The 17,431-nt window shown below is 69.2% G+C and carries 16 protein-coding genes and 1 pseudogene; 3 read left to right on the top strand and 14 right to left on the bottom strand.

Going from position 1 to position 17,431, the window contains the following annotated elements; translation table 11 throughout:
• A pseudogene (locus ABZ948_RS25995) lies at window positions 1–94 on the top strand (3-hydroxyacyl-CoA dehydrogenase NAD-binding domain-containing protein); the annotation flags it as partial.
• Between the two features lie 33 nt (window positions 95–127).
• Here the strand turns inward: ABZ948_RS25995 and pssA are convergent.
• The 12 genes from pssA to ABZ948_RS25935 all read right to left on the bottom strand — a co-directional run bounded on the left by pssA (window position 128) and on the right by ABZ948_RS25935 (window position 14,888).
• Window positions 128–910 (bottom strand): CDP-diacylglycerol--serine O-phosphatidyltransferase, encoded by a 783-nt coding sequence (gene pssA, locus ABZ948_RS25990; protein ID WP_050810223.1) that lies wholly within the window; start codon window positions 908–910, stop codon window positions 128–130.
• 58 nt (window positions 911–968) lie between these two features.
• Entirely contained in the window at window positions 969–1,625 is a 657-nt protein-coding gene (locus ABZ948_RS25985) for a phosphatidylserine decarboxylase (protein ID WP_114256304.1), read from the bottom strand.
• 170 nt (window positions 1,626–1,795) lie between these two features.
• On the bottom strand, window positions 1,796–3,001 hold the full coding sequence (locus ABZ948_RS25980; protein WP_062930086.1) for an acyl-CoA dehydrogenase family protein: 1,206 nt from the start codon (window positions 2,999–3,001) through the stop codon (window positions 1,796–1,798).
• A 2-nt stretch (window positions 3,002–3,003) separates the two neighbouring features.
• Window positions 3,004–3,516, bottom strand: coding sequence for a MaoC family dehydratase (locus tag ABZ948_RS25975; protein ID WP_016431745.1), 513 nt, complete (start codon window positions 3,514–3,516; stop codon window positions 3,004–3,006).
• A 5-nt stretch (window positions 3,517–3,521) separates the two neighbouring features.
• Complete coding sequence (locus ABZ948_RS25970; RefSeq protein WP_193503427.1) at window positions 3,522–4,484, bottom strand: HpcH/HpaI aldolase/citrate lyase family protein; 963 nt, start codon at window positions 4,482–4,484, stop codon at window positions 3,522–3,524.
• Complete coding sequence (locus tag ABZ948_RS25965; RefSeq protein WP_359763346.1) at window positions 4,481–6,529, bottom strand: protein meaA; 2,049 nt, start codon at window positions 6,527–6,529, stop codon at window positions 4,481–4,483. The genes ABZ948_RS25970 and ABZ948_RS25965 overlap by 4 nt, the downstream gene beginning before the upstream one ends.
• 17 nt (window positions 6,530–6,546) lie before the next feature.
• Entirely contained in the window at window positions 6,547–7,890 is a 1,344-nt protein-coding gene (gene ccrA, locus ABZ948_RS25960; RefSeq protein WP_359763344.1) for a crotonyl-CoA carboxylase/reductase, read from the bottom strand.
• A 381-nt stretch (window positions 7,891–8,271) separates the two neighbouring features.
• Window positions 8,272–9,081 (bottom strand): TetR family transcriptional regulator, encoded by an 810-nt coding sequence (locus ABZ948_RS25955; RefSeq protein ID WP_359763343.1) that lies wholly within the window; start codon window positions 9,079–9,081, stop codon window positions 8,272–8,274.
• Between the two features lie 160 nt (window positions 9,082–9,241).
• A complete protein-coding gene (locus tag ABZ948_RS25950; RefSeq protein ID WP_359763341.1) occupies window positions 9,242–11,047 on the bottom strand; it encodes a 3-hydroxyacyl-CoA dehydrogenase family protein in 1,806 nt (601 codons plus the stop codon).
• Window positions 11,048–11,416: 369 nt separating this feature from the next.
• A complete protein-coding gene (locus ABZ948_RS25945; RefSeq protein ID WP_359763339.1) occupies window positions 11,417–12,550 on the bottom strand; it encodes an alpha/beta fold hydrolase in 1,134 nt (377 codons plus the stop codon).
• Between the two features lie 19 nt (window positions 12,551–12,569).
• A complete protein-coding gene (locus tag ABZ948_RS25940) occupies window positions 12,570–13,610 on the bottom strand; it encodes a hypothetical protein (protein ID WP_359763337.1) in 1,041 nt (346 codons plus the stop codon).
• A gap of 6 nt (window positions 13,611–13,616) precedes the next feature.
• On the bottom strand, window positions 13,617–14,888 hold the full coding sequence (locus tag ABZ948_RS25935; protein WP_359763335.1) for a glutamate-cysteine ligase family protein: 1,272 nt from the start codon (window positions 14,886–14,888) through the stop codon (window positions 13,617–13,619).
• Between the two features lie 272 nt (window positions 14,889–15,160).
• Here ABZ948_RS25935 and ABZ948_RS25930 point away from each other — a divergent pair, with 272 nt between their 5' ends.
• Together ABZ948_RS25930 and ABZ948_RS25925 are read left to right on the top strand one after the other, a co-directional pair.
• A complete protein-coding gene (locus ABZ948_RS25930; RefSeq protein ID WP_359763334.1) occupies window positions 15,161–16,024 on the top strand; it encodes an alpha/beta fold hydrolase in 864 nt (287 codons plus the stop codon).
• Window positions 16,025–16,052: 28 nt separating this feature from the next.
• Complete coding sequence (locus ABZ948_RS25925; protein WP_359763332.1) at window positions 16,053–16,628, top strand: adenylosuccinate lyase; 576 nt, start codon at window positions 16,053–16,055, stop codon at window positions 16,626–16,628.
• 56 nt (window positions 16,629–16,684) lie between these two features.
• Here the strand turns inward: ABZ948_RS25925 and ABZ948_RS25920 are convergent, their stop codons facing one another.
• A complete protein-coding gene (locus ABZ948_RS25920) occupies window positions 16,685–17,182 on the bottom strand; it encodes a GNAT family N-acetyltransferase (RefSeq protein WP_359763358.1) in 498 nt (165 codons plus the stop codon).
• A gap of 20 nt (window positions 17,183–17,202) precedes the next feature.
• Window positions 17,203–17,388 carry a RidA family protein gene (locus ABZ948_RS25915; RefSeq protein WP_435857599.1) on the bottom strand — a complete coding sequence of 62 codons (186 nt, stop codon included), beginning with the start codon at window positions 17,386–17,388 and terminating at the stop codon, window positions 17,203–17,205.
• Between the last annotated feature and the right edge of the window lie 43 nt (window positions 17,389–17,431).

Raw genomic sequence — 17,431 nt, 5'->3', positions numbered from 1 at the left:
GAGCTTCACCACGGACCTCGGCGAGTTCGCCGACCGTGACCTGGTGATCGAGGCCGTCGTCGAGAACGAGCAGGTCAAGACCGAGATCTTCCAGGGCTCGGGGCCTTCGTCGTCGTACGCGTGCGCGTTACGGCAGCTGCGCCGCCCGCGCCTCCCGCCGGTTGTCACGGAAGTTGTTCACCCGTCGGGCCGTCGCGAACAGCGGGATCACCGCCCCCATGACCAGCTGCAGCGCGCATCCCGTCTGGAGCAGCAGCTGCCCGCTCGGCGCGTCGAACGCCCAGGCCGCCAGCAGCCCCATGCTCAGCACGATCCACGAGAGCATCGCCACCGCGAGTCGACCGCGGGGTTTGGGGTATTCCACACGGGACACCATGAGCCATGCCGTCCCCAGGATCGCCAGCAGCGTCGCCACGAAGGGCAGCTCCAGCAGCACGATGGACACCACCGTCAACGCGCCGAACGGCGACGGCATGCCCTGGAAGGTGCCGTCCTTGACCGTGACGCAGGAGAACCGCGCAAGCCGGAGCACCACCGCCAGCAGGACGACGATCGCCCCGACCGCCGCCACCCGCTGGTGCGCGTCGTCCGCGACCATGCCGTACACGAGCACGAAGTACGCCGGCGCCAGCCCGAAGCTGATCAGGTCGGAGAGGTTGTCCAGCTCGGCGCCCATGGGGGAGGAGCGCAGCTTGCGCGCCACCAGGCCGTCGAACAGGTCGAAGACCGCCGCGCAGAGCATCAGGATGACCGCCGTGGCCGCGCTGTGGCGGGCCATGCCGGTCTCCTGGCTGCCCGTGAGGTGCGGGATCAGGATGCCGGTGGTGGTGAAGTACACCGCCATGAAGCCGCACGTGGCGTTGCCGAGCGTCAGGGTGTCCGCTATCGACAGGCGCAGAGAGAGGGGCATCTCCTCCTCTTCGTCGACCTCGTCGGCGTCCGGGACCCAGCCGGCCTTGGTATCAGGATCAATCACGGTCAATGCGAGTCACCCCAGCCACGGTCTTCTGCCCCACCTCGACCGCGACCTCCACGCCCTCGGGCAGGTAGAGGTCGACCCGCGAGCCGAAGCGGATCAGGCCGATCCGCTCGCCCTGCTCGACCTTCGTGCCCTCGGGCACGTAGGGAACGATGCGGCGGGCGACCGCGCCGGCGATCTGGATCATCTCGATGTCGCCGAGCTCGGTGTCGAAGTGCCAGACGACGCGCTCGTTGTTCTCGCTCTCCTTGTTGAAGGCGGGAACGAAGCCACCGGGGATGTGCTCGACCGACGTCACCGTGCCGGCCAGCGGGGCGCGGTTGACGTGGACGTTGAGCGGGCTCATGAAGATCGCGACGCGGGTGCGGCCGTCCTTCCACGGCATGATGCTCTGCACCACACCGTCGGCGGGCGAGATGACCCGGCCCTGGGCGATCTCGCGCTCGGGGTCGCGGAAGAACCACAGCATTCCCGCCGCGAGCGCGGTGGCGGGAACGGCGACGGCCTTGGCGGCGCCGGAGCGGCGGGCCCGGGCCAGGCTGAGGGCTGCGGTGGCGACGGTCGGAAGGAGCCACGGCGATGCTCCGCGCGCGAGGCGTACGCCGGCCCGGCTGTCGCGAGGTGCAGAGGTTTGGCTGTGGGGCATGGATGACCTTCGTAGCGGATGATGCCGCACTCTGACGGGGGACGGCGGCTTTCCGGCGATCGTAGCGGCTCGGGGCCCTAACTGGGTAAGCCAGGCAGCCGAGTCGGCGGCCGAAGAGTGCTGACGGGGTGTGATCTTCTTCTCCAAGAAAACACCCCGTATCCGGACATCTAGCCCTGGAATCGATACTCTTCGAGCAGCCGCCTGCCGATGATCATTTTCTGGATCTCGGCGGTACCTTCACCGATGAGCAGCATCGGCGCCTCACGGTAGAGGCGTTCGATCTCGTACTCCTTGGAGAAGCCGTAGCCGCCGTGGATCCGGAAGGCGTCTTCGACGACCTCCTTGCAGTACTCGGAGGCGAGGTACTTCGCCATCCCAGCCTCGAGGTCGTTTCGCTCCCCGGAGTCCTTTTTGCGAGCTGCGTTCACCATCATCGCATGGGCGGCCTCGACCTTGGTAGCCATCTCGGCCAGCTTGAACTGGATCGCCTGGTGCTGGGCGATCGGCTTCCCGAAGGTGTGACGCTGCTGCGCGTACTGGACGCCCAGTTCGAACGCACGCTGAGCGACACCGCAGCCACGCGCCGCGACGTTCACGCGGCCGACCTCGACGCCGTCCATCATCTGATAGAAACCACGGCCGGTGACGCCGCCGAGCACACGATCCGCAGGAATCCGCAGGCCATCCATGATGAGTTCGGTGGTGTCGACCCCCTTGTACCCCATCTTGTCGATCTTGCCGGGGATGGTGAGACCGGGCCGGACCTCGCCGAAGCCGGGCTCCTTCTCCACGAGGAAGGTCGTCATCGACTTGTGGGGCGCGGTGCCCTCGGGGTGACCTTCGTCACTTCGCACCAGAACGGCCACCAGAGAGGACGTTCCGCCGTTCGTGAGCCACATCTTCTGGCCGTTCAGGACGTACTCCTCGCCGTCCTTCACCGCCTTCGACGTGATCGCCGAGACGTCCGAGCCGAGGCCCGGCTCCGACATCGAGAACGCGCCGCGGATGTCGCCGGCCGCCATCCTCGGCAGGAAGTGGTCCTTCTGCTCCTGCGTGCCGTGCTGCTTGAGCATGTACGCCACGATGAAGTGGGTGTTGATGATGCCGGACACCGACATCCACCCGCGGGCGATCTCCTCCACGCACAGCGCGTAGGTCAGGAGCGACTCGCCCAGGCCCCCGTACTCCTCGGGGATCATCAGGCCGAACAGGCCCAATTCCTTCAGCCCGTCGACGATCGCTTGCGGGTACTCGTCGCGGTGCTCCAGCTCCGTGGCGACCGGAATGATCTCCTTGTCCACGAAGTCCCGGACGGTGGACAGGATCTCCTGCTGGACGTCCGTCAGACCGGCGGTCTGGGCGAGTCGCGCCATGGCTACTTCTCCTGCTCCTTGAGCTCGGGGCGGCCGGGCTGCTCGCCGCCGCGCTCCTTGATGTACGTCTCGGTCGGCACCATCACCTTGCGGCGGAACACGCAGACCAGCGTGCCGTCCTGCTTGTAGCCCTTGGTCTCGACGTGGACGATGCCGCGGTCGTTCTTCGACTTCGACGGCCACTTGTCGAGCACGGTCGTCTGGCCGTAGATCGTGTCGCCGTGGAAGGTCGGCGCCACGTGCTTGAGCGACTCGATCTCCAGGTTGGCGATCGCCTTGCCGGAGATGTCCGGCACGCTCATGCCGAGCAGCAGCGAGTAGATGTAGTTGCCCACGACGACGTTCTTGCCGAAGTCCGTCGTCTTCTCCGCATAGTTCGTGTCCATGTGGAGCGGGTGGTGGTTCATCGTGAGGAGACAGAACAGGTGGTCGTCGTACTCCGTGACCGTCTTGCCCGGCCAGTGCTTGTACGTCGCCCCGACCTCGAACTCCTCGTAGGTGCGTCCGAACTGCATCGCGCTCAGGCCTCCGGGATCTCGAACTTGCTGGTGCGCTGCATGCCGGCCGCACGCCCCTTGCCGGAGATGACCAGCGCCATCTTGCGGCTGGCCTCGTCGATCATCTCGTCGCCGAGCATCGCCGAGCCCTTCTTGCCGCCCGCCTCGGAGGTGTAGTAGTCGTACGCGTCCAGGATCAGCTCGGCGTGGTCGTAGTCCTCCTGCGACGGCGAGAAGATCTCGTTGGACGCCTCGACCTGGCCCGGGTGCAGCACCCACTTGCCGTCGAAGCCGAGCGCGGCGGCGCGCTGGGCGACCTCGCGGTAGCCGTCGATGTTGCGGATCTGCAGGTAGGGGCCGTCGATCGCCTGGAGGTTGTTGGCGCGGGCGGCCATCAGGATCTTCATCAGGATGTAGTGGTAGGCGTCCGCCGGGTAGCCGGGCGGCTGCTCGCCCACGACCAGCGACTTCATGTTGATGGAGGCCATGAAGTCGGCCGGGCCGAAGATGATCGTCTCCACGCGCTGGGAGGCCTGCGCGATCTCGTTGACGTTGTTCAGGCCCTGCGCGTTCTCGATCTGCGCCTCGATGCCGATCTTGCCGACCTCGAAGCCCATGGTCTTCTCGATCTGCGTCAGCAGCAGGTCGAGGGCGACGATCTGCTGGGCGTCCTGGACCTTCGGCAGCATGATGCAGTCGAGGTTCTGGCCGGCGCCCTCGACGACCGTGACGACGTCGCGGTACGTCCACTCGGTCGTCCAGTCGTTGACGCGCACGACCCGCGTCTTGCCCGTCCAGTCGCCCTCGTTGAGGAACTTCACGATGGTGTGCCGCGCCTCGGGCTTGGCGAGCGGGGCGCAGGCGTCCTCCAGGTCGAGGAAGACCTGGTCGGCCGGGAGGCCCTGGGCCTTCTCCAGGAAGCGCGGGTTCGAGCCCGGTACCGCCAGGCAGGAACGCCGGGGGCGAAGGCGGTTGACCGTGGTCATGCGGGGACCTCCAGGGGGTCGAGCTGGTTCGCTTTCCGGATCTCGTCGACGATGCGGCCGATGATTCCGGTGATGTCGAAGTCCTTCGGGGTGAAGACCGCGGCCACTCCGGCTGCCCTGAGCTGCTCGGCATCACCGTTCGGGATGATGCCACCGGCGATCACCGGTATATCTGTGGCACCGGCCACACGGAGCCGTTCGAGGACGTCCGGCACGAGTTGCGCGTGCGAGCCGGACAGGATGGACAGGCCGACCGCGTGCACGTCCTCGGCGAGGGCCGCGTCCACGATCTGTTCGGGCGTCAGCCGGATGCCCTGGTAGACCACCTCGAAGCCGGCGTCCCGGGCGCGGACCGCGATCTGCTCGGCGCCGTTGGAGTGTCCGTCCAGGCCCGGCTTGCCGACCAGGAAGCGCAGCTTGCCGACACCCAGGTCCTTGGCCGTCAGTTCCACCTTGCGGCGCACCAGGGCGAGCGTGCTGCCCTCCTCGACGGGGACGGCCACCGGCGCGGAGGAGACGCCCGTGGGTGCCCGGAACTCGCCGAACACCTCGCGCAGGGCCCCGGCCCACTCGCCGGTCGTCGCCCCGGCGCGGGCGCACTCCAGGGTGGCCTCCATGAGGTTCTCCGTGCCGCGGGCCGCTTCCTTCAGCCGCTCCAGGGCCTTGCAGGGCCGCGGGTGGTTGAAGGGCGGCTGGTAGCGGCTGTCGCGCCACTGCTGGAGCGCGTCGATGACCCGGGCCTCGACCTCCGGGTCCACGGTCTGGATCGCGGTGTCCAGGTCGGCGGTGAGCGGGTTCGGCTCGGTGCCTTCGAAGATGTTGACGCCGACGATCTTCTCCTGGCCGGACTCGATCCGGCCCCGGCGCTCGGCGTGCGAGGCGACCAGCTGCGACTTGAGGTAGCCGGACTCGACGGCGGCCATCGCGCCGCCCATCTCCTCGATGCGGCCCATCTCGGCGAGCGCCGCCTCGACCAGGCCGTCCACCTTCGCCTCGATCACCTTCGAGCCCTCGAAGATGTCCTCGTACTCCAGCAGGTCGCTCTCGTACGCCAGCACCTGCTGGATGCGCAGCGACCACTGCTGGTCCCAGGGGCGGGGGAGGCCCAGGGCCTCGTTCCAGGCGGGCAGCTGCACGGCACGTGCGCGGGCGTCCTTGGAGAGGGTGACGGCCAGCATCTCCAGCACGATCCGCTGGACGTTGTTCTCCGGCTGGGCCTCCGTCAGGCCCAGGGAGTTGACCTGGACGCCGTAGCGGAAGCGGCGGTGCTTGGGGTTCTCGATGCCGTAGCGCTCACGCGTGACCTTGTCCCAGATGCGGCCGAACGCGCGCATCTTGCACATCTCCTCGATGAAGCGGACGCCCGCGTTCACGAAGAAGGAGATGCGGCCGACGACATCGCCCATGCGCTCCTGCGGCACCTGGCCGGAGTCGCGCACGGCGTCGAGCACGGCGATCGCGGTGGACATCGCGTACGCGATCTCCTGGACCGGCGTGGCGCCCGCCTCCTGCAGGTGGTAGCTGCAGATGTTGATCGGGTTCCACTTGGGGATGTGGGAGACCGTGTACGCGATCATGTCCGTCGTCAGGCGGAGGGAGGGCCCCGGGGGGAAGACGTGCGTCCCCCGGGACAGGTACTCCTTGACGATGTCGTTCTGGGTCGTGCCCTGGAGCTTGGTGATGTCGGCGCCCTGCTCCTCGGCGACGACCTGGTAGAGCGCCAGCAGCCACATGGCCGTGGCGTTGATGGTCATCGAGGTGTTCATCTGCTCCAGGGGGATGTCCTGGAACAGCCGGCGCATGTCACCGACGTGCGCGATCGGCACGCCGACCCGGCCCACCTCGCCGCGGGCGAGGATGTGGTCGGAGTCGTAGCCGGTCTGCGTCGGCAGGTCGAACGCCACCGACAGACCCGTCTGGCCCTTGGCGAGGTTGCGCCGGTACAGCTCGTTGGACGCCTCGGCCGTGGAGTGACCGGCGTACGTGCGCATGAGCCACGGCCGGTCCTTCTCCCGCCTGCCTTCGGCGGGCTGACGCTCAGTCATCTATGACCCCGGGTGTCTCAGATGTTGCGGAAGCGGTTGATGGCGTCGATGTGCTGGGCGCGCTTGGCCTCGTCGCGCACGCCCAGGCCCTCCTCGGGGGCCATGCACAGCACGCCGACCTTGCCCTGGTGCAGGTTGCGGTGCACGTCGTAGGCGGCCTGGCCGGTGTCCTCCAGTGAGTACACCTTGGAGAGGGTCGGGTGGATCTTGCCCTTCGCGATGAGCCGGTTGGCCTCCCAGGCCTCGCGGTAGTTGGCGAAGTGCGAGCCGATGATCCGCTTCAGCGACATCCACAGGTAGCGGTTGTCGTACTCGTGCATGTAGCCCGAGGTGGAGGCGCAGGTGGTGATGGTGCCGCCCTTGCGGGTGACGAAGACCGACGCGCCGAAGGTCTCGCGGCCGGGGTGCTCGAAGACGATGTCGATGTCCTCGCCGCCGGTGAGCTCGCGGATGCGCTTGCCGAAGCGCTTCCACTCCTTCGGGTCCTGGGTGTTCTCGTCCTTCCAGAACTTGTAGCCCTCGGCGTTGCGGTCGATGATCGCCTCGGCGCCCATGGACCGGCAGATCTCCGCCTTCTGCGGCGAGGAGACGACACAGATCGGGTTGGCGCCGCCGGCGAGGGCGAACTGGGTGGCGTACGAGCCGAGGCCACCGCTCGCGCCCCAGATCAGCACGTTGTCGCCCTGCTTCATGGCGGCGCCGTTGCGGGAGACCAGCTGCCGGTAGGCGGTGGAGTTGACCAGGCCCGGAGCGGCGGCCTCCTCCCAGCTGAGGTGGTCCGGCTTCGGCATCAGCTGGTTGGACTTGACCAGCGCGATCTCGGCGAGGCCGCCGAAGTTGGTCTCGAAGCCCCAGATGCGCTGCTCGGGGTCGAGCATCGTGTCGTTGTGGCCGTCGCTGGACTCCAGCTCGACGGAGAGGCAGTGCGCGACGACCTCGTCACCGGGCCGCCAGGCGTTGACGCCGGGGCCGGTGCGCAGGACGACGCCCGCGAGGTCGGAGCCGATGATGTGGTACGGCAGGTCGTGGCGCTTGGCCAGGTCGCTGGTGCGGCCGTAGCGCTCCAGGAAGCCGAAGGTCGACAGCGGCTCGAAGATCGACGTCCACACCGAGTTGTAGTTGACCGAGGAGGCCATGACGGCCACCAGGGCCTCGCCCGGGCCGAGCTCGGGCAGCGGCACCTCGTCCAGGTGGATCGACTTGCGGGGGTCCTTGTCGCGCGTGGCGAGCCCGGCGAACATCTCCGTCTCGTCCTTGTGCACGGTGATCGCGCGGTACGACTCGGGGAGCGGGAGGGCGGCGAAGTCCTCCGACGTGGAGTCGGGCGACTGGATCGCGGCCAGGATGTCCTTCACGGTCACGGTGTTGCCTCCGGCGGTGAGCGCCCTGAGGGAGGGGCGCCGATGGTTACGTCGGTGCTGCTGAGGGTTGAGGGTGTGCCGTCGGTTCGGCGGTGGTGCTGTTCGGCAGCGCTGGTGGCGCGGGAGGTTGCCTGTGACGCAGGCGTCCGGGGCGGACGGGCGCGGGGCCCGCTGGGACGTCGCCCGGACCTCTTCAACGTATGACACCGCGTGTCACCCCGCAAGGCACTGAGTGCCAGAACTTGCTCTCAGATGAAATCTTTACGTAACAAACGAGCGATGATCGATCGAATGGGGCCGTCAAGGGGCTGTAAAACGGCCCCTGACATGCCAAAACGGCCACCCCGTGGGGTGGCCGTCATCACAGTGCCGCTGGGGCGCTCAGCGCTCCTTGAGCGCCTGCTCGATCGTCCGCATGACCTCGTCCAGCGGTGCGTCCGTGCGGGCGACCGTGACCAGCACCTCGCCCTGCGCCGAGGCCGTGGCCGCCGCCGGCTGGGGCTCCGCGGAGCGTCCGGCGCCGATGCCGGTGCCGAACGTCTTGCGCACGATCGCGAAGGCGTGGTCGAGCTGCGCCTCGACGTCCCCCTGCCCGCCGGCCCTGAGCCAGCGCCGCAGCACGTGGTTGTGGGCGGTGACCACGGCCGACGCGGCGACCTCGGCGAGCAGCGGGTCGTCGTTGGCGTCGTCGGCGTGCGCGCGCTCGTCGAAGTGGCCGAGCAGGTAGCGGGTGAAGAGGCGCTCGTAGCGGGCCACCGACGCGATCTCCGCCTCGCGCAGGGTGGGCACCTCGCGCGTCAGCTTGTAGCGGGCGACCGAGATCTCCGGCCGGGCCGCGTACATCCTCATGACTTCCTTGATGCCGCGGCACACCGTGTCGAGCGGATGCTCGTGCGCCGGCGCGGCGTTGAGCACCGCCTCGGCGCGGATCAGGGTGTCGTCGTGGTCGGGGAAGATCGCCTCTTCCTTGGAGCGGAAGTGGCGGAAGAAAGTGCGGCGGGCGACCCCGGCCTGGGCCGCGATCTCGTCGACGGTGGTCGCCTCGTACCCCTTGGTCGCGAACAGCTCCATCGCGGCGGCCGCCAGTTCCCGGCGCATCTTGAGCCGCTGGGCGGCGGCACGGGACCCCGCGGCACTCTCCGGCGCGTCGGTCGTAGCTGGTGTACGTGAGGACTTGGCGGGCTGGGACATGCCCTGAACGTACTGCATGTGCGCAGCTCGGTGCGCATGAGCTGGTCCTCCGCCCCCGCGGGATGCCGGTTCCCCGCCCCCGCCGGAGGGGGGCGGGAACCGGTCCGGGCCGAGCAGGCCGCCCCACTCGGAGCCGGACCGGAACCAGTCGCCGGGACGCTCAGCGCTTGGCATATTCGCGGAAGCCACGGCCGGTCTTGCGGCCGAGGCAGCCCGCGGCCACCAGGTGCTCCAGCAGCGGCGCCGGGGCGAGGCCCGGGTCGCGGAACTCGCGGTGCAGCACCTTCTCGATGGCGAGCGAGACGTCGAGCCCGACGACGTCCAGCAGCTCGAACGGGCCCATCGGGTAACCGCCGCCCAGCTTCATCGCCGCGTCGATGTCGTCCAGCGAGGCGTAGTGCTCCTGGACCATCTTGATCGCGTTGTTGAGGTACGGGAACAGCAGCGCGTTCACGATGAAACCGGCGCGGTCCCCGCAGTCGACGGCGTGCTTCCTGATCCTGCCGCAGACCTCGCGGACCGTGGCGTGGACGTCGTCGGCGGTCAGCACCGTGCGGACGACCTCGACCAGCTTCATGGCCGGTGCCGGGTTGAAGAAGTGCATCCCGATGACGTCCTGCGGGCGCGAGGTGGCCCGGGCGCAGGCGACGACCGGCAGGGACGAGGTGGTGGTGGCCAGGATCGCGCCGGGCTTGCAGACCTTGTCCAGCGCGGCGAACAGCTGCCGCTTGACCTCCAGGTCCTCGGCGACCGCCTCCAGGGCCAGGTCGACGTCGGCGAAGTCGTCGTACGTGCCCGTGGCCGTGATGCGGTCCAGGGTCCCGGCGGCGGCCTCGGCGGTCATCCGGCCCTTGTCGACCGAGCGGGCCAGGGACTTGCCGATCCGGGCCTTGGCGGCCTGCGCCTTCTCCTCGCTGCGGGCGGCCAGCACGACCTCGTACCCGGCCTTGGCGAAGACCTCGGCGATCCCGGAGGCCATGGTGCCGGAGCCCGCGACACCGACCGAGCGGACCGTGCGGCCGGCGACCGCGTCACCGCCCTCCTGCGGGGTGAGCGCGTCCGGCACCACCGTGCCGCTGCCCGGCGCTTCGTACGTGTAGAAGCCGCGCCCCGCCTTGCGGCCGGTCAGGCCCGCCTCGCTGAGCTGCTTGAGGATGGGCGCGGGGGCGTGCAGCCGGTCACGGGAGGCGGCGTACATGGCCTCCAGGACCGTGCGGGCGGTGTCGACGCCGATCAGGTCGAGCAGCGCCAGCGGGCCCATGGGCAGACCGCAGCCCAGCCGCATCGCGGCGTCGATGTCCTCGCGGGAGGCGTACTTCGCCTCGTACATCGCGGCGGCCTGGTTGAGGTAGCCGAACAGCAGGCCGTCGGCGACGAAGCCGGGGCGGTCGCCGACCGCGACGGGCTCCTTGCCCAGGTCGAGGGCGAGGTTGGTGACCGCCGTGACGGCCGCCGGCGCGGTCAGCACCGAGGAGACGACCTCGACCAGCTTCATCGCCGGGGCCGGGTTGAAGAAGTGCAGGCCCAGCACCCGCTCCGGACGCGCCGAGTCGGCGGCCAGCCGCGTGACGGACAGCGCGTTGGTGCCGGTCGCCAGGATGGTCCCGGGGCGCACGATCCCGTCGAGCTCCCGGAAGATCTGCTGCTTGACCTCGTACGACTCCGGCGCCACCTCGATGACCAGGTCGGCGTCGGCCGCGGCCCGCAGGTCGGCGGAGGTGCGGACGCGGGCGAGGATCTCGGCGCGGTCCTGCTCGGTCAGCCGGCCGCGCTCCACGCCACGGGCCGTGGAGGCCTCCAGGGCGGCGACGCACTTCGCGGCCTGGGCCTCGCTGATGTCGATGCCGACGACCTCGCGGCCGGCCTTGGCGAGGACCTCGGCGATGCCGGTGCCCATCGTGCCGAGGCCGACGACGGCGACGGTCCGCAGCGGGGACAGGGACGGGTCGGAAAGGGGAGTGGCCATCGCGGGACTCCAGGATGAGGGTGACGACGGGGAACGCCGCCCGGGTGCGCCGAGGGCGGCCCGGCGGAAGCCGGACCCCGGGCGCACCGGGTGCGTGAGAAGCGCGGGTGTTGGGCCGGGCTGCTGAGCGCACACGCCCGGTGCCGTCTCCACGGGGCGTGCACACGCCCGGAGGGGAACGGCCGTTCCGACCGGCCCTGTCCCGGGGCCGAGCCGTACTGCGGTACCTGAGGCACCGAACCGACTGCTCCCGCGGTGGCCGCGTCACCAGACCGCCGCGAGGAAGGCGAGTGGGTAACTCGCTCGTCTGAGCTTAACCGGCGGGTAACGAGCACGCCAGTCCCCGTTGTGTGGCGTACGCCTCCCTCGTCAGGCGCGCAGCAGCGCGCCGATCTCCCGCTTGAGGAACGCGTCCTGGCAGAACTCGAAGTGGTCCACCCTGCGCAGGTCGAAAACCTGCCGGATGCCTCGCTGCCGGGCCCGGGCGACGACGTCGTTGAAACGCTGCTCGAAGTGCATCGAGAAGAAGACCCGCGTCGTGTCGCTGATGGCCCTGACGCGTTCGAGCCGCTGGAAGAACAGCTCGTACTGGCCGTCCGGCTCCCAGTAGGCCCATAAGTCGGCCGCGTACCGTTGGACCTGGCACAGGTCCTTGCCGCTGATCTTGTGCAGGTACTCGCAGAAGTTCTGGAACTCCACGAGTTCCTCCGGCACCTGTGCGATGCGCTTCAGTTCGGCCAGCGGCTGCTCCGGGTTGAGACGGGCGACTTTGCCCGAGATGACCATCGTGGAGTGGTTGATGTTCGGGTCCAGGAGCAGCATCGATCTGATCTTCGGCTGTCGCTCCGGGTGGTCGCGCCACAGCTCGGCCAGCTGGAACAGCATGTCGCACCCGACGGAGAACCCCACGAGCGTCAACCGCTTGTACGGGTACTGCCGTTGCAGGTTGTTGATGGCGCCGCTGATGAGGTCGGCGTGGAGCGCCATGCCGATCGGACGGTACCGATTGTCCCTGGCCTCCTCGACGTTGTGCCCGAACAGCGTGATGGCGGCCGTGTGCTGGCGGGCCACGTTCATGAACGGGCGGAAGTCGTCCGCGTCCAGCCCGAGGCCGTGCAGCAGGACCACGAGGTCGGAGGACTCGGTGGTGCGCTCCAGATACCAGAGCTGCCTGCCGATGACGGCGTTGTCCGACGGCAGGTCCTCCTCGAAGTCGTCCGCATGGATGTCGAAGAACTGCCGGACGACCTCGCGCCGCAGCTCGCGGCGCCGCTCGGTGAGGCCCCGGGCCCACCACGCCAGGGAGAAGACGCCCGCGACGGCCAGGGTCACCAGAGTGCCGCCGGCGATGACATGACTCCACGTCCAGGCGATCACCGCCCGCGCCTCGTCGCTGTAGATGCCCAGGGCGGCACCCAGCACTCCTCCCGTCAGCGTCACCGCCGCCTTGTGCCGGCCCACGAACGCGGCCGCCTTCTCCACCATCAGTGAGTTGTTGATCATTCCGATTCTCCCCCGCCGATCACGGGCCGGCCAGGACGTCCATACCGGCGCGCAGGGTGACTTCCCCCAGGAAATGCGCGTCGGAGACGTCGGCGACGTGCAGTGGCTCTGTGCTGCCGTCCAGATAGGCCTGGACGGTGCATCCCATGCGGGCGAGCGCGTGGCTGGGCTCCATGACCAGCATCAGACCAGGGGCGTCCAGTGCGCTCATGACGGTGTCGACCAGCCGCCGCTTGATCTCGTCGCCGTACTGATAGAGGACGAAGTTGCAGGTGACCACGTTGATGCGGAGGGATGTCAGGATGTCGGCGAGTCCTGCCCGGTCCAGGATGTCGAGAGGTCGCAGCAGCACCTCCTGCTCCGCCGCCTTCGACTGGTCCAGGGACCACAGGACCTCCTCGAACCGCTGCTCGTAGTAGTCGGAGGGGCCGTGACACGTGCGCACCCAGTCCAGCGTGGGCAGCGGGGGCCGGTCGACGCCGCACGCCAACTCCAAGGGGATGCGGCGGAAGGGGGGCGCGGCCGGATGCCAGCGGAGGTCCCCGGCGAATCGGCTGAAGATCACCTCGTTGTTCAGCTGCCGGGGGAGCAGGCCGATGCTGGTGCCCAGGTCGAGCAGGCGGACCCGTCGGACACTCCGCGACGCGACGAAGGCCCCGATGACCAGTTGCGGAAGCAGGAAGCGCCGCGCGCCGGTGTAGGAGTTCGAATGGCGGTCCATCAGATGCGCGAGGGCGTCGCACCGTTCTTCCAGCAGACGGGCGAGAGCCGGGACCCGGCGGGCGAGCGGCAGTTCGGTGTCGAGTGCCTCCGTGTGCCTGCCGTCGTGCGTGACGAGGTGCCGCACCGCGATGCCCAGCAGAGTGATGGCGTGAGCGTCACTGATGTCCGGCCGCCTGCGCCACAGCGCGGACAACAACCGGTCAAGCCCTGCCGATCTCCCGGACGCGGCCACCTCGCGCAGACACTCGTGGAAGGCGGACCACCCGTGATTGCCCTGCTGGTGGTGGCACATGTCGGCCAGGGCCTCGCGCAGTGACTCCTTGCGGGCGGATATCAAGCCTGGTCACTCCTTCGCGGTCAGGGGTGAGGCGACCGCTGGGCGGTGCGCACACCGCAGGTGGGCGGGCGCGAACCCGCGCAATGTGTAGGTTTCCGCGAAACGTTCCACCCGGTGGTACAGGGCAGGGGACACACCGAGCCGCTCAAGTCCGGACAGCGCCAGGGCCATGACCGACCTCGCGAGGTCGGCCAGAGACGGGTTCGCCACGCCCTGCCGCGCCGCGTCGATCCAGTCCTGCGGGCCGGGGGCCAGGGAGCGTGCGGCGATGAGGGCCGCGGCCGCGTCGGAGGTCGGTTCGTCGTCCAGGAGGGCCGCGACCACGGCGACGGGCACCACCCAGTCGTCGGCGTGCTGGGCGTCGATCATGCGCAACTCCAGGTGCCCGCAGGCCCGCACGGGTGGCACCAGGGACTTCAAGTGGTGGAAGACGTCATCGGCCCGCACCTCTCGCGGTCCCGCTCCCCGTAACCACGCTCTGAGGGACATTCCGTCAGGCGCCGCCGTCCACACCGCCGGCGGGTGCGCGTCCCCGGGGCGCGGCCACGCGGAACGGCGAATGGCCACCACCCCCGCGTCCAGCGCGTAGCGGGTCCACGCGTCGCGCGGGTCCCCGCCCCGGGGGAGCGGCCCGCTGCGGAAACGGTCCGTCTGAAGGCGCAGCAACTGGCGGCCGGACAGCACGGTCTCCTCCCACCCGTCCCGGCCCGATGACACCGGTGAATTCGCGAACATGGCCATCAGCACCGGCCCCAGGGAGTTCGTGATCAGCCAGCGCCTGGACCGTCCGCGCCATCCGTCGGAGCCGTCACCCGCGTCCACGTTCACCTGTACGGACGCGGTGTTGCACAGCAGCGTGTCGCCTTGGCTGCCGAAGTGCGCGTAGTAGCGCCGCAGGGCCTGGTAACGCGGCAACGCCACGGTGAAGTGGGGCGGACGGGTGTCCAGTCCTCCGCCCAGCAGCCGCATTCCGGCCGAGCGCGCGCGTGTCCGCAGGACGGCGAGGTCGGCGGCGACGGCCTCGACGCACTCGCCCAGCGAGTCGTGCGGCACGCCGCTCAGCTCCAGTTGCCCGCCGGGTTCCCAGGAGATACGGCCCTTGCGGGGCAACGGTGCCTCGGCGAGGCGGCCGAGGTACGCCAGCTCGTCGCGGACCGGTCGGCGCGTGGGGTCGTCCACGGGGAGGACGAACCACTCGAGCTCCACCCCGATGCGCCCCACCCGGTCCCGGGACAGTGAGTGATCAAAGATCAGCCGAGCCGCTTCCGACTCGCTCAACGTACCTTCCAATGAAGCACGCCCCCCTGGCCCGTTGGATCGTCCGACGTAAATGGATCGTGATGTTCCATTGCCCCCGCATGGAACTGACGCGGGTGAGTCGCACAGGTATCTCTCAGGTCGGATCCTTTTCTACCCGTGTGGGGAGAAGCTGAAGCGCGAAGGGGAGAACCACTCGGGCGGAAAATCCGATTCCTGCCCTTCGGAACCGGGTACTGAACTATGGTCTGAGGTCTCCCGGCAGCGCGTTCATCACCCGCCCCATCAAGAGAGTGGCCGATTCCATGGCAACCGTTTCTCCTCCAGCCAGCCTGACGAACAAGCATTTCGGACAGCTGACCTACTTGGAACGTGTGGCCGATTCCCGCACCGTGAGTGTGTTCTTCCACGGACTGGGTTTGGATGCCACGGATTACCAGTGGTATCTGGAGTCGCACGATACGCACGGCATCGCGGTCAACCTCGCCGGCTACGCCCCCTGGGACACCGATCAGCTCCCTCCGGTGCCGGTGCGCAGGCATGTGGAGATGGTGGCCGGCCTGGTGGAGCAGATCGGTCACGACCATCCGGACAAGCGGATCGTCCTGGTCGGCTTCTCCCTCGGGGCCGACCTGGTGCTCCAGTTGGCGGAGTACTGGACGGGCGTTTCCGGCCGCTGGCGTCCGCCGCTCGCCGGCGCGCTGCTGCTCGACCCCAATGCCAACCGGTCGACGATGACCATCTCCCGGCTGTTCGCCTCGGCCGACCGCCGTGATCCGCTGCCTGTCCTGAAGAAACTGGTCGATCTCGCTCCGGATCTCAATGGTTTTCGATCACTTTGCACCTATGCGAGCAGAATCGCGGCGAAAGATTTCGGTCAGGTCCGTCAGTTGGCGGACGATATGATTCATTACTGGGACCCTGTCGGATACGACCAGTTCGGTGTGCGCGTTTCGCGCGTTGCCGAGATCTCGGACGCGGTCCACGTCGTGCTCTCCGCCGACTACAAAGAACATCTGCCCGGAATGCAGGCCGCCGTGCAGCGCCACAGCGCCCGAGCCGATGAGATCTCCTTCAATATCACCGAAATGGATCATTTCGGCCTGATCGAGCATCCGGTGCTCTCACGGGAACTGAAGTCCATCGGTTGTGAGTGACGCATCGCGGGGGTATGCCAAGGGTGTCATGGACGAAGAGTTGCGATCACTCACGGAGCGCTTGCGGCAGGAGTCGGGGGCGGCACCCGCGTTCGAGCGGCTCGTGGCGACCGACGACCTCGACGCCCTGGCGGCGGTGCTGACCGAACCCGGGCAGCCGCTCTGGGCGCGGGAGCTGGCCGCGTTCCGGCTGGGGCTCGCGGGGGACCGGCGGGCCTTCGAAGCCCTGGTGCTGCTGCTCAACCACCGTGACCCACCGCGCTGCGCCTCCGCGGCCCACGCCCTCGCCCGCCTCGGCGACCCCCGCACCGCCCGCGCGGCCGCCGCCCTCGCCACCAACGAACTGCGCGTCGCCTACGCCCTGCACCCCGTCCGCCTCCTGGTCGAGCTGCGCGCCCCGGAGGCCGTGCCCGCGCTGATCACCACCCTCCAGCGGCGGCTGCGCCCGCACGACCCGTACCGCCGCGTGGCCCTCGCCTGTGTGGACGGGCTGGGCACGCTGGGGGACCGCAGGGCCAGGCCCGTGCTGAACGAGGCACTGGCGCACCCGGCGCTGGCCGAGGCGGCGGTGCGGGCGCTGGGGCGGATCCCCCGGCAGAGGTGAGGTCAGAGGGCCCTGCTGTAGCGCACCTCGGGCACGGCGGCGCCCGCCACGGTGAGTCAGAGGGCCCTGCTGTAGCGCACCTCCGGCACCGCGACGCCCGCCACCTCGAAGGGCTCCTCGGCGCCGTCCGGCCGGAAGCCGGACCGCTCGTAGAAGCGGCGGGCCCGGGCGTTCTCCTTGAGCACCCACAGCAGGAGACGGCCGGGGCCCGCGGCGGCGCAGCGCGAGACGGACTCCGCGAGCAGCGCCTGACCCGCTCCCCGGCCGACATGGTCAGGGTGGACGTAGATGGCGTACAACTCGGCGTCCTCCGTGAGGACTTCGCCCTCCCGGTACGGCCCGTGGCAGGCCCAGCCGACGACCTCGCCGCCCGCGTCCTCAGCGACCAGGTTCACCACACCGCCCTCGGCCCGGGCGAGGCGCGTACGGCGCCGCTCGGCGTCCTCCGCGACGCTGAGGCCGTCGAGGTACGACTGCGGGATCATGCCCCGGTACGCGTGCTGCCAGCCGCGGACCCGGATCTCCGCGACCCGGTCGCAGTCGGTGAGCGCCATCTCCCGTATCCGGAGCCCAGTCACGGCGCCACCACCGCGAACGCCTCTACCTCCATGAGGAACGCGGGGCGCACCAGCCCGGCGACCCGCACCGCCGACACGGCCGGCAGCCGGTCGTCGGGTATGTGCTCGGCGCCGGCGGTGCGTTTGACGACGCCGTCGAAGGTCGCCCCGGCGGGGGCGGGGATGCTCGTCAGCTCGCTCATGGGTCCATGGTGGACCATGGGACTGACAGTGCCCGCCCCCACC

Origin of the sequence: Streptomyces olindensis, from assembly GCF_040645895.1 — a bacterium.
Classification (GTDB): domain Bacteria; phylum Actinomycetota; class Actinomycetes; order Streptomycetales; family Streptomycetaceae; genus Streptomyces; species Streptomyces olindensis.
Note: the sequence above shows the minus strand (reverse complement) of the source record. Positions and strands in the feature narration are given on the sequence as shown.